The organism is Lysinibacillus sp. LK3 (genome assembly GCF_001043675.1).
GTDB classification, from domain to species: domain Bacteria; phylum Bacillota; class Bacilli; order Bacillales_A; family Planococcaceae; genus Lysinibacillus; species Lysinibacillus capsici.
The window spans coordinates 248,945-268,035 of the sequence record NZ_LDUJ01000007.1 but is presented as its reverse complement, the minus strand read 5'-3'; the positions used below and the strand labels follow the sequence as shown (position 1 = coordinate 268,035).

Below are 19,091 nucleotides of genomic sequence, written 5' to 3'. Positions count from 1 at the left end.
CCTCTTATGGAAGTCAATCAATATTTAGAGATGTTTATTGAAGAAAGTAAAGAGCATTTACAAGCGTGTAGTGAACATTTATTAGAATTAGAAAAAAATCCAGACGATTTGGCAATTGTTGGGGAAATATTCCGCTCTGCACACACATTAAAAGGTATGTCTGCCACAATGGGCTTCGAAGATTTAGCAGATTTAACCCATAAAATGGAGAATGTTTTAGATGCCATCCGTAACGAGAAGATTCATGTTACACCTGAAATTTTAGATGTCGTGTTTGAATCTGTTGATCATTTAGAAGAAATGGTAATGGATATTGCTAACGGTGGAGATGGTAAGCGTGATGTTTCCTCAACTGTCGCACAACTAAAGCGTATAGAACTAGGTGAGGAAGTAATACCAGAGGTGGTAGCAACGGTTGCTGCACCGGTTGTTGAAAGTGTATTAGAATATGATTCGTTTGAACAAACAGTCATTACACAATCGGCTGAACAAGGCTTTAATGCTTTTGAAATTTCAGTAACACTACGTGAGGATTGCCTTCTTAAGGCAGCGCGTGTATTTATGGTGTTTGAGATTTTAGAAAAAGATGGGGATGTCATTAAATCAAGTCCATCTGTTGAAAAGCTAGAAGATGAGCAGTTTGATCAACAATTTTATGTTGCTTTTGTCACAAAAACAACAGCTGAGGATATGCAGAAAAAGCTAATGAAAGTTTCTGAAGTTGATGAGGTTATTGTGACTACAATTGACCAAAGGAAATTTAGTGAAAAAGTATTTGAAGCGCACCAAGAAGTAGCAGCAACTGCAACAGCAGTGGCTGAGGTAGCCGCAATACCAACAAATACGCCTGCTGCTAAAGCCGAGCCTGTTGCAAAACCTGCTAAAGAAGCTACACCTTCCAAGGCTGACAAAAATCATGCACCTGTAGGTAATAAAACAATTCGTGTAAATATTGAACGTCTAGATATTTTAATGAACTTGTTTGAAGAGCTTGTCATTGATCGTGGTCGATTGCAATCTATCTCTACTGAAGTAAATCATGGCGAACTAAATGAAACAGTAGAGCGTATGAGTCGTGTGATGGGTGATTTGCAAACTATTATTTTAACAATGCGAATGGTACCTGTAGAAACAGTTTTCAATCGTTTCCCGAAAATGATTCGTCAGCTATCACGTGATTTAAATAAGAAAATCAACCTTGAAATTATTGGTGCTGAAACCGAACTAGATCGTACAGTAATTGATGAAATTGGAGATCCGCTTGTTCACTTGATTCGTAATTCTGTGGATCATGGCATTGAGAATCCAACTGCTCGTCGTGCAAAAGGCAAGCCTGAAGAAGGAACGGTCGTATTGCGTGCCTATCATAGCGGAAATTACGTTTTTATTGAAATTGAAGACGATGGCGCGGGCATAAATCGAGAAAAAGTATTAGCGAAAGCTATTTCAAAAGGTATTGTTACACAAGAACAATCCTATTCAATGTCTGATAAACAAATTAATGAGCTTATTCTAGCTTCAGGCTTCTCCACTGCAGATGTTATTTCAGATGTATCTGGTCGTGGAGTAGGTTTAGATGTTGTAAAAACAACGATTGAATCACTAGGTGGCAATATTTCAATTGAATCAACACAGGATGTTGGATCCATCTTCTCGATTCAATTACCACTGACATTATCAATTATTTCAGTTATGCTTGTGGAGATTGAAAAGGAAATTTATGCAATTCCACTATCTTCTATTATTGAAACATCTATTATCCGTTCATCAGAGATTATGAATGCGCATAATCAAAAAGTAATCGACTTCCGTGGCAAAGTTGTGCCGTTGGTATTCTTAGAGGAAATCTTTGAGGTACCTCGTCAAGAGCATCAAGATGAAGAATTCCACTCAGTAGTGATCGTCCGTAAAGGTGAAAAACTTGCTGGTTTAGTGGTGGATTCATTCATTGGCCAACAAGAAATTGTCTTGAAGTCTTTAGGAAATTACTTAACAAATATCTTTGCCATTTCAGGAGCAACAATCTTAGGCAATGGTAAAGTAGCCTTAATTGTAGATTGCAACGCACTAATTAAATAAGGTGAATGAATAAGAGAGGTGTAAAGTATGACAAATGCAGTGGAGCAAGAAAGTATTAAAGTAATAGTTTTTCAGTTAGCAGATAAAGAATATGCAATTCCAGTGTCCCATGTTCAAGGAATTGAGAAATTAATGCATATTACTCGTGTACCGAAAACAGCGAAATACGTAAAAGGTGTAATCAATCTACGAGGTGTTGTCACACCAATTGTGGATTTACGTGAACGTTTTGAATTACCTATTTCTGAACATGAAGAAACAACACGCATTATTATTATTTCATTAGAAGATATGGAAGTAGGCTTTGTAGTGGATTCCGCTAACGACGTTATCGATATTCCTGCAAGTGCTATTGAACCGCAACCAGAAGTCGTTGGCTCACTTGAAGAAGAATTTATTTCAGGCGTTGCTAAAGTAGAGAAGCGATTATTAATCTTATTACATTTAGAAAAAGTATTAAATCCACTAAAGTAGGGATCGATAATGACATTTAATCAAAAAATTACATCACTACATTTAGATGTATTAAAGGAGATTGGAAACATCGGTGCTGCGCATGCCGCGACAGCACTTTCCAATTTACTTGGGAAAAAAATTGATATGCGTGTTCCAAAGGTAGAGATGGTGTCCTTTAACGATATGATGGAGTTGGCTGGCGGATCAGAAAACGTAGTTGTTGGCATTTACCTTCGTATTGAAGGTGATGCAGAGGGAAGTATGTTCTTTATTTTACCTATCGAACAAGCAAACCGCTTTATACGTCGGCTTATTTTCGATGACTCTTTTGACTTTAAAAAACGACCTGTTTCAGAGTTAGGTTTATCAGCTATGCAAGAAATGGGTAATATTTTATCGGGCTCCTATTTATCTGCCTTATCGGATTTTACTAATTTAAAAATTTATCCAACTGTGCCAGGTCTAAGTGTTGATATGTTTGGAGCTATAATAAGCATTGGTTTAATAGAATTATCTCATGTCAGTGATAATGTTATTGTGATAAATACATCCATTTTTGAAGAAGGTGTGGAAGACCATGAAACGGTGAGGGGCCATTTCTTCCTACTACCAGATCCTGACTCGTTTGATGCCATTTTTAAAGCATTAGGGGTTTCGTGATATGTTAACCAATAGTAGTGGACAAGTGATTAAAGTGGGAATTGCACAAATGGATGTAGTAAAGCTACCTAACACGATTCGAACTTCTGGTCTTGGTTCATGTGTTGGTGTTATTTTGTATGATGAGTCAAAAAAAATTGCTGGTTTAATCCATGTGATGTTACCAGATTCAAGTTTAGGAAGAGCTGAGTCAATCAATGTCGCGAAATTTGCAGATTCAGGGATTGCTGCAATGATTGATTTACTAAAGTTAGAAGGCGTTCAAAAATTTAAACTCAAGGCAAAAATTGCAGGGGGTGCGCAGATGTTCCAATTTACTTCCGACAAAGATACAATGCGTATTGGTCCCCGTAATGTAGAAGCTGTCAAAAATGAATTAAAGAGGCAGGGCATCCCTTTAGTGGCCGAGGATACTGGTGGAAATAGTGGTAGAACGATTGAATTTAATCCTGCAACGTCGATATTACATATCCGAACAGTTAACCAGGGAGTGAGTGAAATCTAATGTTTGGTTCTATATTTTACAATCTATGGGGAGCATTAATTGCCTTTTCTATTTATTTTTTTAGTACATTTCAAAAACCATTTACGCCTCTGCGAATCCTGATTGGCTCTTTTATTGTAGCAATCATCGCATTTTTTGTAATGTTTATTGTACGTTTTCTAATTGCTTACATCTTGTTTACACCAGAGGAAGATGAGGAAGCAGTTGAAGTCGATAGAGAAGAAAAGGAACTTGAATCAATAGAAGGCGTAAAACAAGAAGTGCCAATAGCTAATTCCACGGTTGAATTTCAAGATGAAAATTCCGAGGAAATTGCACAAGTAGTAAGAACGATGATGAATCGAGAAGAAGATCAACAAGTAAATGCGTAAAAGTAAGAGTCGTGACTAACGACTCTTTTTTATTTTGGCTTTGGAGTTTGTAGTATACGAAAAACTTAAGTGAAATTAATTATTTTTATATTATTCATATATATAGTCCTCATGTTAGCATATTTATACAAAGGAAATAGCTTTAAATCTAAAAACTCCAAAATATAAAAATGTAGCTTGTCCGGGGAATTTATCAACTGAAAAGATATTGATTATGGCACCATTTACTGGTCTTGTAAGAGAAACACCTCAGACGGCAGTGCTTAGTTTTTCACAGGAGGATGTATTGGCAGTAGCATATTTCCAATAAATGGTCCATTTCAATATATAAAAAGAAAAGAGAATTTCGCTTTTTCTAGGAGGGGAACGACATGAAATCTCATGACTTTATGAAACAAGCACTTGAGTTAGCTAAAGAAAATGAAAGAACAAAACATGGTGCTCCTTTTGGTGCAATTGTAGTTAAAAATGGACAGATTATTGGCTCTGGTGTAAATGAGGTTGCAATCACCAATGATTTGACGAATCATGCAGAGATTCAAGCAATCCGTCAAGCTTGTCACGCACTGAAAACGACCAATTTAGAAGGTTGTGAAATGTATGCAAGTACAGAACCTTGTCCTATGTGTTTGAGTGCCATTTACTATTCTAAAATTTCTACAGTTTATTATTTTAATGCTAGTAATCCTAGTCAAGATTATATCTATCATGAACTTTCTTTACCCCATCAGGAGAGGGCCATTCAAATGGTTCATCTAGCTATCAATCTTTAATAAATTTCGGGAGGTTCAATCAATGATACCAACAGCGTATTGGCTAACAAATGTACGATTAGAAACAGGATATCATTACGATAATGGGGTCGTTATAGGAACAAAAACTGCACTTTTTAATGTACAAGTAGAAAGTGGTGAAATAAACCAAATTCTTAGCGTAGATCAGCCTTTAAAAACTGATTTGCCTAAGCGAGATGCACATGGTTACTTAATGCTCCCTTCTTTTAGAGATATGCATATTCATATAGATAAAACCTATTTTGGTGGACCATGGAAGGCTCCTTCGATTCCCACAGAAGGTCTTATTACAAGATTAAAAGAAGAAGAGATTCTACTGCCAAGCTTATTGCCTGTTGCAGAGGAACGAGCAAAAAAGTTACTAGATTTGCTCATACATGCAGGATCAACACATATTCGTACGCATTGTAATATTGATCCATTTATTGGGTTGAAAAATTTAGAAGCAGTCTTAAGAGCTAAAGAGGCTTACAAAGATAAAGTTGATATAGAGGTTGTCGCTTTCCCACAACATGGCCTCTTACGTAGTAAATCCATTTCTTTAGTAAGAGAAGCTTTGCGAAGTGGAGCGTCTCTAGTAGGCGGTGTAGACCCTGCATCGATTGATGAAAATATAGAAAAATCCTTACAAACGGTGATGGAATTAGCGGTTGAAGCTGATTCAAATGTTGACTTGCATATCCATGATCCTGGTCATCTTGGTATTTTTACCTTTAAACGATTAGCTGCATTAACGGAGGAAGCGGGTTGGCATGGCCGAGTGACAATTAGTCATGCCATGGCCTTAGCCGATGTTTCAACTAATGAAGCAAGTGAAGTGGCAGCGTTACTAGCTCATCACGGTATTGACATTACTTCGTCTGTTCCATTGGATCATACCATTCCTATTCCGTTATTAGATCAAAAAGGTGTTCAAATCTCTTTGGGTGAAGATAGTATTACAGATCACTGGTCCCCGTTTGGTATAGGTGACAGCCTAGAAAAACTAGGCACGCTAGCTGAACGCTTTGGCTTAAGTGATGAACGTTCACTTAGTCAAAGTCTAAAGTATATTGCTGGCGGCATAACACCTTTAAACAAGGATGGACAGCCCCAATGGCCGAAAATTGGAGATATGGCGAATGTCGTGTTTGTAGATGCAACTTGCTCAGCAGAAGCAGTTGCAAGAAGAGCAAGAAGAGTGGCGGTGCTCTTTACAGGGAAAATAGTTGCGGGTGAGCTTTAATTTTTGAAGAAGAAAGGATAAATCTGAAATGAATTCTACTTTTTGGTTAACAAATGTACGTCTTGAAACAGATTATCACTTTGAAAACGACACGATTACTAAAACGAACTCGGCTTGTTCTCATCTATTCATTAAAGATGGGAAAATTGCAGAAATAGTTTCTGCTGATAGCCTATTAGATGATGATTATCCAAAAAAAGATATGAAACAGCTATTAGCACTACCTTCATTTATAGAAAAACATTGTCATTTGGATAAAACTCTGTTGAGCGACAAATGGCGGGCAGTTACACCAGTGAATAATATTTTTGAACGTTGTGAAATTGAAAAAGAGGTACTTCCAACCTTACATACAACTACGCAACAACGCGCTGAGAAACTACTTAGTCGTTATGTCCAGTTTGGAGTTACACATGTACGTACGCATGTGGATTTATATCCTGAGGTAGGGTTGAAAAATTTAGAAGAGGTTCAAAAAGCTTTACAAAATTTTGAAGGAAAGTTGTCTTATGAAATCGTTGCCTTTCCTCAACATGGTCTATTACGAACAAAGGCAACCAATTTAATAAGGGAGGCTCTACGTTTTGGGGCAGGATTTGTAGGAGGTGTCGATCCAGCTACTGTGGATGGAGATATTGAGGCTTCCTTACAACAAATGGTGGAACTCGCTGTTGAAGGAAACGCAGGGATTGACTTGCATCTGCATGACCCAGATCAATTGGGTACTTTTACAATGAAGAGATTAGCCCAATTAACAAAGGAAGCTGGTTTACAAGGCAAAGTAGCCATTAGCCATGCCTTTGGGCTAGGAGATGTTTCACACTCTGAGGCAGAAGAAATGGCGGACATCTTACGTGATGCAGGTATTACGATTGTGACGAGTGTCCCCCTGCGTAGAAAGTTTCCACCTGTTGGTTTATTACACAGTAAAGGAGTACCCGTTGCAATTGGGTGTGACAATATCTTTGATGTTTGGTCCCCATTTGGTAACGGAGATTTATTAGAACGAGCTGGTCGTTTGGCAAAAAGCTCAGGTTGGGGAGATGAACGCTCATTAGCCCAAACCCTTCAATTTATTACAGGGGGAAAAATCCCACTCAATCAATCAGGTGAGCAAACATGGCCAAAAGTGGGAGATAGTGCAAATATGGTGTTTGTGGAGGCTTCTTGCTCTGCTGAAGCAATTGCTCGAAGATCTCTACGTAAGGCAACTATATTCAATGGAAACTTTGTCTCTAGTTCGATTTAAAGCATAATTTATTATAAAGAGTGTTTTTTTTTATTGGGTATTATTGCTCTTTTGTTTAATTTGTTCTTTGCTCTACAGTAGTGCTAAAACTAAATCAAAAGAATTCAGTAACTTCTTAGTAAAAGCTTAATCATATCCAACTGTATCCAAGTGTCATTACACAATGAGGATACAGTTTTTCTATGTCTTTCAAAAACAAAGGAATATATTAGAGACTAAGAGAAACAAATGAAATTATAGTCGATTCTTGTTATAATATAGGAAAGATGGCAACTGCTTATCGGGCTTTAACGATTCAGGCTCACGTCTAGATTAGCTTAAATGTGGATTTTTATAAAAAACAACTAAGAAATCCTGTTGAATGATAAATTTTAAGAGCGCAAGTAGTCGTTAGTAAACAGGCGTGAAAAAGCGTTTTTTAGAGAGGTGGATTTCATGACACAACCAATTCTGAACGATGAGCAAAAACTGTGGAATCGCTGGATACATGAGCGTGATCCCGATGCTGGTGATTTACTTATAAAAAAATACATTTCTTTAGTATCTTATCATGTCCAACGTATTGGTGCAGGTCTGCCCAAAAGCGTATCACGAGACGATTTAACGAGCTTAGGGATGGTAGGACTTTTTGATGCATTAAATAAATTTGACATTAACAGAGATTTAAAATTTGATACATATGCTTCGTTTAGAGTAAGAGGAGCCATCATCGATGGTTTACGAAAAGAAGACTGGTTACCACGGTCAGCGCGTGAAAAAGCCAAAAAATTAGATGCACAAATTGAACAACTAGAACAAAAATATATGCGTCATGTAACACCTGAGGAACTTGCGGAGCATATGGAAGTATCTGTTGAAGATGTTTATCAAACTGTGCAAGAGCATTTTTTTTCAAATGTTCTTTCTATTAATGAACAACAGGACCAAGAAGAAACAGATGGCAAGTCATTTGTCATACGAGACGATACAACAAAAACACCTGAGCAAGCTATCATTAAATCAGAATTGTTAGATGATCTTGCGGAAAATATTCAGAAACTCAATGAAAAAGAACAGCTTGTCCTTAGTTTATTTTACACGGAGGAGTTAACCTTGACAGAAATTGGTGAAATGCTTGAACTATCAACCTCTCGTATTTCACAAATTCATTCAAAAGCGCTATTAAAGCTACGAAAGCTATTATCTAGTGAAATGATTAATGCGTAAATATCCTTGAGGGAGAGATTCCAATGAGTTTAAAAGGTGTCGAGTTACAGATTGCTATTCCAAAAACATTTGAAGCAGGAAAAATGGTTGATCAGGCACAGCAGCAAGTATTGGCTCAACAAGCACATGCAAATGAAGCATTAAAAAAAGAAGTAGAGCGCAAACAAAAAATTGTCAACACATCAGAAGGTATGGATGAAATTAGTGAGGATGAAGATGCAGGTGGTGAGTATTTAACAGGGATTCATAAAAAGAAAAAAAAGGATCAACAAGAAAAACAGGCACAACATCCGTTTAAAGGGAATTTCGTGGATTTTAGTGGATAGGAGTTTACAATGACAACCATTCTAATAGCGGTGCTATTCTTTTTACAGCTAATTTCATTTTACTTTCTTATCATTTTAAATACAAAGTTAGCAAAGTTTAAAGATTTGGAAAAGAAGCAAGAACGTTTAATGAGAGAAATGGACGACACCATTAGTGTGTATTTAGCTGAAATGAAAGATGAAAATGACCGTCTTATTAAAGAGCTACAAAGTGTCTCACAGTCGGAAATAGCTGCTAGTAGCTTGCATCAAACGGAACAATATATGACACCTCAGGAGCAGCCAACTTTGCCTGTAGTACACGAGGTGAAAAGTGATAGTTCTCTATCTTTAGAGAAAGATGCACGTATCTATGTACCTAAAAATATTGTCGCAAATGCTTATTCACGTCAGCAACATACAAGCTCGAAAATGGTGAAAACAGCTCCACCTCTAAAAGTGGAGGAGCAAAAAGAAGCTGAAAAATTGCTGACAGTGGAACAACAGGCTCTAGAATTAGCAAAACAGGGAAAATCACCAGAGGAAATAGCTAAACAACTGCAAAAGGGTAAAACAGAAATCGAGCTTTTACTGAAATTCCATCACTAAATTGTTGCGAATCGTTAAAAGCTATGATATAGTTGCAAATGGTGTTATTACTACACACGCATTTTGATGCAGTAAGTGGTGCTCTAAGATTAGGGTAGCTTGTTGTAGATGATAAATGCGGAGGATAAAAACCAAACATATTAGGAGGAAATTCACATGTCAGTAATTTCTATGAAACAATTACTTGAAGCTGGTGTACATTTCGGTCACCAAACTCGTCGTTGGAACCCAAAAATGAAGAAATATATCTTCGTTGAACGTAACGGGATCTACATCATCGACTTACAAAAAACTGTTAAAAAATTAGAGGAAGCTTATGACTTCATGCGTCAAGTTGGTCAAGACGGTGGTAAAGTTCTTTTCGTTGGTACGAAAAAACAAGCACAAGAAGCGATCAAAGATGAAGCTGAACGTTCAGGCAACTACTACATCAACCAACGTTGGTTAGGTGGTACTCTTACAAACTTCGGTACAATTCAAAAACGTGTTGCACGTATGAAACAAATCGAAAAAATGGAAGAAGAAGGAACTTTCGAAGTTCTTCCTAAAAAAGAAGTAATCCAACTTAAAAAAGAACACGAACGTCTAATCAAATTCTTAGGCGGTATCCGTGATATGCACGATCTTCCAGACGTAATGTTCGTGGTTGACCCACGTAAAGAACGTATTGCGGTTGCAGAAGCTCGTAAATTAAACATCCCTCTAGTAGGTATTGTTGATACTAACTGTGATCCAGATGAAATCGACTACGTAATCCCTGCTAATGATGATGCTATTCGCGCTGTTAAACTTTTAACTGCTAAAATGGCTGACGCTTTAATCGAGTCAAAACAAGGTGAAGAAGAAGCTCCAGCTGTAGAAGCTGCTGCTGAGTAATTCACGTTTACAAAAAGGTGATAAGTGGCTCAAAACCCTTATCACCTTTTTTAGAACCTATCATTAAATTATGTTCAACCAATTTGAGGAGGAAACACTAAATGGCAAACATTACTGCACAATTAGTAAAAGAATTACGCGAAAAAACTGGCGCTGGAATGATGGATTGTAAAAAAGCGTTAGTACAAACTGATGGCGACTTAGAAGCTGCAATCGATTTCCTACGTGAAAAAGGTCTTTCTTCAGCTGCTAAAAAAGCTGACCGTATCGCTGCAGAAGGTACAACTTATATTTTAGAACAAGGTAACGAAGCAATCATCCTTGAAGTAAATGCTGAAACTGACTTTGTTGCGAAAAACGATAAATTCCAAGTATTAGTTGCATCTTTAGCTGAGCAATTACTTGCTGCTAAACCTGCATCAGTTGAAGCTGCTTTAGAGCTTGCAAATGCTGAAGGCGTAAAAATTGTAGATCAAATCTCAACTGCTATTGCAACAATTGGAGAAAAAATTACACTTCGTCGTTTCGAAATTAAAACAAAATCTGATGCAGATGCATTCGGTTCATACTTACACATGGGTGGCCGTATCGGTGTATTAGTAACTTTAGAAGGCTCTACTGATGCAGCAGCTGCTAAAGATGTTGCTATGCACATTGCAGCAATCAACCCAACTTATGTTTCTCGTGATGAAGTTTCTGCTGAAGAAGTTGAACGTGAGCGTAAAGTATTAACTGAACAAGCTCTTAACGAAGGTAAACCAGAAAACATCGTTGCAAAAATGGTTGAAGGCCGTCTTGGTAAATACTTCGAAGATGTTTGCTTACTTGACCAAACTTTCGTTAAAAACTCAGATCAAAAAGTACGTGATTTTGTAGCTTCAACTGGTGGTTCTGTAAACGGCTTTGTACGTTACGCTGTTGGTGAAGGTATCGAAAAACGTGAAGATAACTTTGCAGAAGAAGTAATGAGCCAAGTTAAAGGTAACTAATTTAGCTTGCATTTGATTCTAATCAAATAATATCTAGATTATCTAGACAAAAAAATGGGGAACACAACATAGCGTGTTCCCTATTTTTCCGAAGTGAATGAAAAAATGAAGATAATTTTCTATTCTGCCTTATTCACAACTAGCAATTATTGTTAGATATACTATAATGGAAAAGGGAATAGGGATGTTTTAAATAAAGTCTTACGGAGGTTTACAATGAGTGTACCGCAATATAAACGAGTAGTTATTAAACTAAGTGGTGAAGCGTTAGCTGGAGAAGCGGGCTTCGGTTTATCACCAAAAATAATCAAGTCTGTTGCAGAAGAAGTAAAAGAAGTAGTAGATCTTGATGTAGAAGTTGCTGTTGTTGTAGGTGGCGGTAATATATGGCGTGGGAAAATAGGTAGTGAAATGGGAATGGATCGTGCTGCTGCGGACTACATGGGCATGCTGGCAACCGTAATGAACTCCCTAGCTTTACAAGATGCACTTGAAAAATTAGGCATTGAAACACGTGTTCAATCTTCTATTGTGATGACTCAAGTAGCGGAGCCATACATTCGTCGTAAAGCAGTTAGACATCTTGAGAAAAAGCGTGTCGTTATCTTTGCAGCAGGGACAGGTAATCCGTTCTTCTCTACTGATACGACTGCCGCATTACGAGCAGCAGAAATTGATGCTGATGCAATTTTAATGGCTAAAAACAATGTCGATGGCGTTTATTCAGCGGATCCTAAAGTGGATGAGACAGCCATTAAATATGATACACTCACATACTTAGACGTTATCCAACAAGGCTTACAAGTAATGGATTCAACGGCTTCAACTTTATGTATGGATAACGATATCCCGCTAATTGTTTTCTCAATTACGGAGCCGGGTAACATTAAACGTGCTGTACAAGGCGAAAAAATCGGAACAGTTGTTAGGAGGAATGTATAATGGCTAAACAAGTTTTAGAACAAGCTAAAGAAAAAATGAACAAAACAATCGCAGCTTTCTCACGCGAACTAGCATCTATTCGTGCAGGTCGTGCGAATGCATCTCTATTAGATCGTATTTCGGTTGATTACTATGGAGCAGCAACACCAATTAACCAACTTGCGGGTGTTTCTATACCTGAAGCTCGTTTATTAGTAATTACACCTTACGATAAATCTATTTTAGGTGATATTGAAAAAGCAATTATGAAATCAGATATTGGTATCACACCAACAAATGATGGTTCTGTCATTCGTCTTATGATTCCTGCTTTAACAGAAGAGCGTCGTAAGGATCTAGTAAAACAAGTGAAAAAAGAAGCGGAAGATGCAAAAATTGCTGTACGTAATGTTCGTCGTGATGCAAATGATGATTTGAAAAAACTTGAAAAAGCTGGCGAAATCACAGAAGACGATCTACGTGGCTATGGAGAAGATATTCAAAAGTTAACAGATGAATTCATTGTGAAAGTAGATCAAGTAGCGAAAGATAAAGAAAAAGAAATTTTAGAGGTGTAAATAAACCTTTTACACGTCTATGATGGAACTTTTTGATGAGATGAAGGCGTCCTATACTTAACAGGACGTCTTTTCTCTTTATTATTCATAGCCAAATTGCTTACTCAAATAGAGAGCATGTATGAATGTGAAAAGGTCATTAATGATACAATCATCATTATTTAACAAACTCATTCTTTAATATGTGTATAGTTCTAAAATAAGCTAGTACATACATAGTCAATTTAGAGGGAAAAAAAAGACAAAAGGCGCTTTTGTTTGTTATGATAGGTTAGTATACGTCCGATTAGTTGTAGTGGGGGAGTTAGCATGTTTAAAAAGCTATTAGGTAAACAAATAAATATGGATACACTATCATTGGAGGAGCGTGTGGCCCTAGCTAAAAGCGAGCCGATTCCTGCCCATGTAGCGATTATTATGGACGGAAATGGACGTTGGGCGAAGAAAAGAGCTATGCCACGTGTGGCTGGTCATCATGAAGGAATGAAGACGGTGCGTAAGGTGACGAGATTTGCATCAGACTTGGGTATTAAAGTCTTAACTGTCTATGCATTTTCCACTGAAAATTGGAAGAGACCAAAACCTGAGGTAGATTTTCTTATGCGGCTACCTGTTGAGTTTTTAGGTTCCTTTTTACCAGAAATGATGGAGCGTAATGTACGTGTCGAAATGATTGGAGACCCATCTTTATTACCTGCCCATACACAAAAAGCGTTGTATGAGGCAATGGAAGAAACGAAGCATAATACAGGGCTTATTTTAAATTTTGCACTGAATTATGGTAGTCGTTCTGAAATGGTCAATGCCATGAAAATGATGCTTCAAAAAGTGCAGGACGGTCAATTAACGATGCAAGACATAACAGAAGATTGCTTAACATCTCATTTAATGACGGCCCATTTACCTGAACCAGATCTTTTAATTCGTACAAGTGGTGAAGTGCGATTAAGTAACTTTATGCTATGGCAGCTCGCCTATACAGAATTTTGGTTTACAGATACATTGTGGCCAGATTTTAGTGAGGAAAACTTACTCGAAGCGGTGGAAAACTATCAGAAACGTAATCGCCGTTACGGTGGGTTGAAGGGAGAAGAAACAACTTGAAACAAAGAATTATTACCGCAATAATTGCAGCAGCACTTTTTATCCCATTCGTTATTTATGGAAAAGTACCATTTGCCTTACTTGTGCTAGCAATGGCTATTGTCGGTTTTTATGAAATACTTAAGATGAAAGGGATTTCCATCTTATCTGTGCCTGGCTTCTTAGGACTGATCACTTTAATTTTACTGGTTATCCCGAAAGACTGGAGTGAAAGGGTTGTAGAATTAATAGGCTATTCGTCTAATCTAATGGTAGTCTATGGTCTAATGATGCTACTTCTTATTTACGTGGTTTTAGTAAAAAATAAAATTACTTTTGACGAAGTTGGCTTTATTTTATTAGGCGCATTTTATGTGGGATTAGGATTCCATTATCTAATTGAAACTAGAAATGTTGGATTAGAGTATGTTGTCTATTGCTTATTAGTTGTTTGGACAACGGATTCAGGTGCATATTTTGTAGGTAGAAAATTAGGGAAAAATAAGTTATGGCCAGAAATTTCACCTAAGAAAACGATCGAAGGCTTTATAGGTGGAATAGTCATTGCTGTTATTTTTGCAGTAGGTATGCAACTCATTTACCCATTCGCAAATGGTTATATATCACTTGTTTTTGTAACGATTTTTGCCTCAATTATTGGTCAAATGGGCGATTTGGTAGAATCTGCTATTAAACGTCACTTTGATGTAAAAGATTCAGGCAATATTTTACCAGGGCATGGAGGAATTTTAGATCGCTTTGATAGTCTATTATTTGTCGTGCCTCTACTTCATTTTTTACATTTATTTGGTAATTGAAAAGACATTTTGCTAAATCATTTGCTTAGATAGAAAAAGGGGACAATTTGTTGTGAAAAAAATTAGTTTATTAGGTGCAACTGGTTCAATTGGTTGGCAAACCTACGATATCTTAAAAGAACAACGTGATGCTTTTCAATTAGTAGCTTTTTCATCAGGAAAGAACCTAGAGAAAACGAGAGAAATGATTGAAACATTAAAGCCCGAATTAGTTTCTGTGCAATTAGAAGAAGACGCACTAACACTAGCTAAAGAGTTTCCAAATATCCAATTTACGTTTGGAGCAAAAGGACTTGTAGAGGTCGCAACACATCCAGATTCGACTGTACTTGTCAATGCTGTGCTTGGAAGTGTAGGCCTTGAATCAACATTAGCAGCCATTCGTATGGGCAAAACGATTGCTATTGCTAATAAAGAAACGCTTGTAACTGCTGGTCATTTAGTGATGGCAGAGGCCAAAAAATACAAAGTAGCCATCTTGCCTGTAGATAGTGAGCACTCTGCCATCTTCCAATCGATGAATGGTGAGAATCCGAAAAATATCGAACGTTTGATTATTACCGCTTCTGGTGGTAGCTTCCGTGATAAAACACGAGAACAATTAAAACACGTGACGGTCGCAGATGCACTGAATCATCCAAACTGGTCTATGGGTGCAAAGATTACGATAGATTCCGCTACAATGATGAATAAGGGATTAGAAGTCATTGAAGCACATGTTTTATTTGATATGCCTTATGATAAAATAGATGTACTTTTGCATAGAGAAAGTATTATTCACTCTCTAGTTGAGTATCATGATACTAGTGTTATTGCTCAGCTAGGTACACCCGATATGCGTGTGCCAATCCAATATGCTTTAAGCTACCCAGACCGTATACCATTACAAAATGGTCAGCGACTAAATTTAGCGCAAATTGGTCAACTACATTTTCAAGAGATGGACTTTGAGCGATACCCTGCTTTGCGTTTAGCGTATGAGGCTGGTCGTATGGGTGGTACGATTCTGACAGCAATGAATGCAGCAAACGAAGCGGCAGTTGCAGCCTTTTTACAAGGGAAAATCACATTCCTTGAAATTGATGAGACGATTGAACGTGTGATGCAGGCACACCAAAACATTGCAGTACCAGATTTACAAACCATATTACATGTGGATAGTGAGACAAGAAAAATAGTGTTAGACATGGTAAAATAACGAAAGCACTGTATCGTTAACTAATCGCTATTAAAGGTGGGGTATTATGCAAACAGCCATTGCATTTATATTAATATTTGGTATGCTCGTCTTCTTCCATGAACTTGGACATTTCTTATTCGCCAAACGTGCAGGTATCTTAGTACGTGAATTTGCGATCGGAATGGGTCCCAAAATTTATGGAAAAACGCATGGTGAAACAATGTATACTATTCGATTATTACCAATCGGGGGATACGTACGTATGGCCGGCGAGGATATGGATGGCACGGAATTACAGCCAGGCTACCGAATAGGGCTTATTGTGAATGAAGATAATATTGTTAAAAAAATTATTTTCAATCAAAATAATAAGCAGTTACCAGATTTATTATTTTTAGAAGTTGAACGCGCCGATTTAGAGAAGGAGTTATTTGTAGAGGGTTATGATGAAGAAGAACGTCTAGTTCGTTATCAAGTAGCTAGAGACTGTGTGCTTGTGGAAAATGGTCGTGAACTTGTCATTGCGCCACAGGATCGTCAATTTAATGCAAAGACAGTTGGTCAACGAGCAATGACTATCTTTGCAGGCCCTTTGTTTAACTTTATTCTCGCGTTTGTGATTTATTTAGTGATTGGATTGATCCATGGTGTACCAACATACGAGCCAATTATCACAGAAGTAGTAGAGAATGATCCAGCTGCACAGGCAGGGATGCTGGCAGGAGATAGAGTAACAGCTATTAACGGACAAGCAGTTGAAAAATGGCAAGATTTAGCTGCAATCGTTCAAGATCATCCAAACGAAGATATTGCTGTGACAGTTGAACGAAATGGACAATCAGTGAACTTAAATATGACTGTTAAGGAAATCCAGCAGGATGGCGAGAAATATGGTCAAATAGGTGTACGCTATGAGAGTCCCAGAGAATTTAACCCATTAAAGGCAGTTGTTTATGGAGCTCAAGAAACCTATAATATGACAGTGAAAATATTTGAACTATTAGGTATGCTAATTACTGGTAAGTTCACAATAGACGCACTTTCAGGTCCTGTAGGTATTTATAAAGCAACAGAGCAAGTTGCCCAGTATGGTATTATGAACCTAATGAATTGGGCAGCAATGCTAAGTATTAACTTAGGAATTATGAACCTACTTCCATTACCAGCACTTGACGGAGGCCGTTTATTATTCTTTGGCTTTGAAGCTTTACGTGGTAAACCAATTGACCGTCAAAAAGAAGGTATTGTACATTTTGTAGGAATCGTCCTACTCATGATTCTAATGGTGGTTGTTACATGGAACGATATACAAAGATTTTTCTTTTAATTCATTTACAGTTAAATGAAATTTGATTTCCTAGCTTTGAGCGCAATTTCGATGAAACATTGCGCTCAAAGCTAAATTTGTTTATGCTATTGAGAGTATAAACTTATCTATTGAAAAAGGTGGAACACTGAATGAAGCAAAGTAAAACATTTATCCCAACGTTACGTGAAGTACCTGCTGATGCTGAGGTAAAGTCACATAAGCAATTACTACGTGCAGGGTTTATTCGTCAAAATACAAGTGGGGTATACTCGTATTTACCGCTTGCAAAACGTGTGCTAACAAAAATTGAAACAATTATCCGAGAAGAAATGGAAGCTATCAACTCCATTGAGCTACTAATGCCATCTCTACAATCTGCTGAGCTATGGCAGGAATCAGGTCGCTGGGAAAAATACGGACCTGAATTAATGCGCTTAAAAGACCGACATGACCGTGATTTTGCATTAGGGCCAACACATGAAGAAGTCATTACAACTTTAGTCCGTGATGAAATTAAATCATATAAAAAATTACCGCTAACATTGTATCAAATTCAAACCAAATTCCGTGATGAAAAACGTCCTCGCTTTGGCTTACTACGAGGAAGAGAATTTATCATGAAAGATGCTTATTCTTTCCATGCGTCACGTGAAAGTTTAGATGAAACATATGAAGATATGTATCGTGCTTATTCTAATATTTTCTCCCGTCTCGGCTTAAACTACCGTGCTGTTATTGCAGATGCAGGTTCGATTGGCGGTAAAGGAACACATGAATTTATGGTCCTTTCTGAAATTGGGGAAGATACAATTGCGTACTCAGATACTTCTGATTATGCAGCAAATATCGAAATGGCTGAAGTAATTGTTGACTATCAACCATCTGATGAAGCTCTAAAAGATGTAGAAAAAGTAGCAACTCCAGAGCAAAAAACAATTGAAGATGTTTCAGCATTCTTAAAAGTAGAACCTGCTAATGTCATCAAATCTCTAGTTTTTGATGTAGATGGAGAGCTTGTAGTAGTGCTTTCACGTGGGGATCATGAAATTAATGATATCAAATTGAAAAATGCACTTGATGCAGGGTCTGTGGAACTTGCAAGTGAAGCAGCGATTCAAGAATTATTAGGTTGTGGCGTTGGCTCAATTGGTCCAGTGAAATTACCGGTAGACGTAAAAGTAGTAGCAGACCATGCTATTAAATCTATCCGTAATGGTATTGCAGGTGCCAACGAAGATGGATTCCATTTAGTCAATGTTAACCCTGAGCGTGATTTTGCAGTTAATGACTATTTAGATATTCGTTTTATTCAAGAGGGAGATCCTTCTCCTGATGGACAAGGTAACATTAAGTTTGCAGAAGGTATCGAGGTTGGTCATATTTTTAAATTAGGTACTACATACTCTGCTAAAATGAATGGTACTTTCTTAGATGAGCAAGGTAAGGCTCAACCATTTATTATGGGGTGCTATGGTATTGGTGTTTCTCGTATTCTAGCTGCTGTAGCGGAGCACTTCCAAGATGACAATGGCTTTACATGGCCAACACAATTAGCGCCATATGATATTCATGTTGTGCCAGTAAACACAAAAGATGAGGCACAAGTGACATTAGCGGAGGAGCTTTATGGCTTATTAAAATCATACCGTTATGATGTGTTACTAGATGATCGTCCTGAACGAGCGGGTGTAAAATTCGCTGATGCTGATTTAATTGGCTTACCTGTTCGAGTAACTGTTGGTAAAAAAGCAACAGAAGGTATTGTAGAAGTGAAATTCCGTCAAACGGGTGAAACATTTGAATGGAAAAAAGAAGAAGTAATTGATCGTCTGAATGAATTTTTCCGTAAAAATTAATGACGAGCTAAAAATTGGTGAT

The 19,091-nt window shown here is 37.4% G+C and carries 20 protein-coding genes; all 20 read left to right on the top strand.

What is annotated here, in order from left to right; translation table 11 throughout:
• Positions 1-6: 6 nt before the first annotated feature.
• The 20 genes from VK91_RS05725 to VK91_RS05630 all read left to right on the top strand — a co-directional run bounded on the left by VK91_RS05725 (position 7) and on the right by VK91_RS05630 (position 19,069).
• On the top strand, positions 7-2,079 hold the full coding sequence (locus VK91_RS05725) for a chemotaxis protein CheA (protein WP_048391586.1): 2,073 nt from the start codon (positions 7-9) through the stop codon (positions 2,077-2,079).
• Positions 2,080-2,106: 27 nt separating this feature from the next.
• Positions 2,107-2,553 carry a chemotaxis protein CheW gene (locus VK91_RS05720; RefSeq protein WP_004269272.1) on the top strand — a complete coding sequence of 149 codons (447 nt, stop codon included), beginning with the start codon at positions 2,107-2,109 and terminating at the stop codon, positions 2,551-2,553.
• Positions 2,554-2,562: 9 nt separating this feature from the next.
• The gene (locus VK91_RS05715) at positions 2,563-3,195 is read left to right on the top strand and encodes a chemotaxis protein CheC (RefSeq protein WP_004269270.1); all 633 of its coding nucleotides are present in this window, start codon (positions 2,563-2,565) and stop codon (positions 3,193-3,195) included.
• Position 3,196: 1 nt separating this feature from the next.
• Positions 3,197-3,700, top strand: a complete 504-nt coding sequence (locus VK91_RS05710; RefSeq protein WP_004269269.1) for a chemotaxis protein CheD — start codon at positions 3,197-3,199, stop codon at positions 3,698-3,700.
• The gene (locus tag VK91_RS05705; protein WP_048391584.1) at positions 3,700-4,071 is read left to right on the top strand and encodes a hypothetical protein; all 372 of its coding nucleotides are present in this window, start codon (positions 3,700-3,702) and stop codon (positions 4,069-4,071) included. The genes VK91_RS05710 and VK91_RS05705 overlap by 1 nt, the downstream gene beginning before the upstream one ends.
• 371 nt (positions 4,072-4,442) lie before the next feature.
• Positions 4,443-4,844 carry a nucleoside deaminase gene (locus VK91_RS05700; RefSeq protein WP_048391582.1) on the top strand — a complete coding sequence of 134 codons (402 nt, stop codon included), beginning with the start codon at positions 4,443-4,445 and terminating at the stop codon, positions 4,842-4,844.
• Positions 4,845-4,866: 22 nt separating this feature from the next.
• A complete protein-coding gene (locus VK91_RS05695; protein WP_048391580.1) occupies positions 4,867-6,090 on the top strand; it encodes an amidohydrolase in 1,224 nt (407 codons plus the stop codon).
• A gap of 28 nt (positions 6,091-6,118) precedes the next feature.
• Positions 6,119-7,339, top strand: a complete 1,221-nt coding sequence (locus tag VK91_RS05690; protein ID WP_048391578.1) for an amidohydrolase — start codon at positions 6,119-6,121, stop codon at positions 7,337-7,339.
• Positions 7,340-7,774: 435 nt separating this feature from the next.
• The gene (locus VK91_RS05685) at positions 7,775-8,545 is read left to right on the top strand and encodes a FliA/WhiG family RNA polymerase sigma factor (protein ID WP_036080567.1); all 771 of its coding nucleotides are present in this window, start codon (positions 7,775-7,777) and stop codon (positions 8,543-8,545) included.
• A gap of 23 nt (positions 8,546-8,568) precedes the next feature.
• A complete protein-coding gene (locus VK91_RS05680; RefSeq protein WP_048391575.1) occupies positions 8,569-8,871 on the top strand; it encodes a hypothetical protein in 303 nt (100 codons plus the stop codon).
• A gap of 9 nt (positions 8,872-8,880) precedes the next feature.
• Positions 8,881-9,459, top strand: a complete 579-nt coding sequence (locus tag VK91_RS05675; RefSeq protein ID WP_048391573.1) for a hypothetical protein — start codon at positions 8,881-8,883, stop codon at positions 9,457-9,459.
• 156 nt (positions 9,460-9,615) lie between these two features.
• Entirely contained in the window at positions 9,616-10,335 is a 720-nt protein-coding gene (gene rpsB / locus VK91_RS05670; protein ID WP_004269262.1) for a 30S ribosomal protein S2, read from the top strand.
• A gap of 101 nt (positions 10,336-10,436) precedes the next feature.
• Complete coding sequence (gene tsf, locus VK91_RS05665) at positions 10,437-11,324, top strand: translation elongation factor Ts (protein ID WP_016994555.1); 888 nt, start codon at positions 10,437-10,439, stop codon at positions 11,322-11,324.
• Positions 11,325-11,540: 216 nt separating this feature from the next.
• Positions 11,541-12,266, top strand: a complete 726-nt coding sequence (pyrH, locus tag VK91_RS05660) for a UMP kinase (protein ID WP_004269260.1) — start codon at positions 11,541-11,543, stop codon at positions 12,264-12,266.
• The gene (gene frr, locus VK91_RS05655; RefSeq protein WP_004269259.1) at positions 12,266-12,823 is read left to right on the top strand and encodes a ribosome recycling factor; all 558 of its coding nucleotides are present in this window, start codon (positions 12,266-12,268) and stop codon (positions 12,821-12,823) included. The genes pyrH and frr overlap by 1 nt, the downstream gene beginning before the upstream one ends.
• Before the next feature lie 309 nt (positions 12,824-13,132).
• On the top strand, positions 13,133-13,927 hold the full coding sequence (locus VK91_RS05650; RefSeq protein WP_004269258.1) for an isoprenyl transferase: 795 nt from the start codon (positions 13,133-13,135) through the stop codon (positions 13,925-13,927).
• Positions 13,924-14,724, top strand: coding sequence for a phosphatidate cytidylyltransferase (locus VK91_RS05645; RefSeq protein WP_048391571.1), 801 nt, complete (start codon positions 13,924-13,926; stop codon positions 14,722-14,724). The genes VK91_RS05650 and VK91_RS05645 overlap by 4 nt, the downstream gene beginning before the upstream one ends.
• Positions 14,725-14,776: 52 nt before the next feature.
• Entirely contained in the window at positions 14,777-15,922 is a 1,146-nt protein-coding gene (gene dxr / locus VK91_RS05640) for a 1-deoxy-D-xylulose-5-phosphate reductoisomerase (RefSeq protein ID WP_004269256.1), read from the top strand.
• A gap of 46 nt (positions 15,923-15,968) precedes the next feature.
• Entirely contained in the window at positions 15,969-17,231 is a 1,263-nt protein-coding gene (gene rseP / locus VK91_RS05635; protein ID WP_048391568.1) for an RIP metalloprotease RseP, read from the top strand.
• Positions 17,232-17,362: 131 nt separating this feature from the next.
• A complete protein-coding gene (locus tag VK91_RS05630; RefSeq protein ID WP_048391566.1) occupies positions 17,363-19,069 on the top strand; it encodes a proline--tRNA ligase in 1,707 nt (568 codons plus the stop codon).
• Positions 19,070-19,091 lie beyond the last annotated feature (22 nt).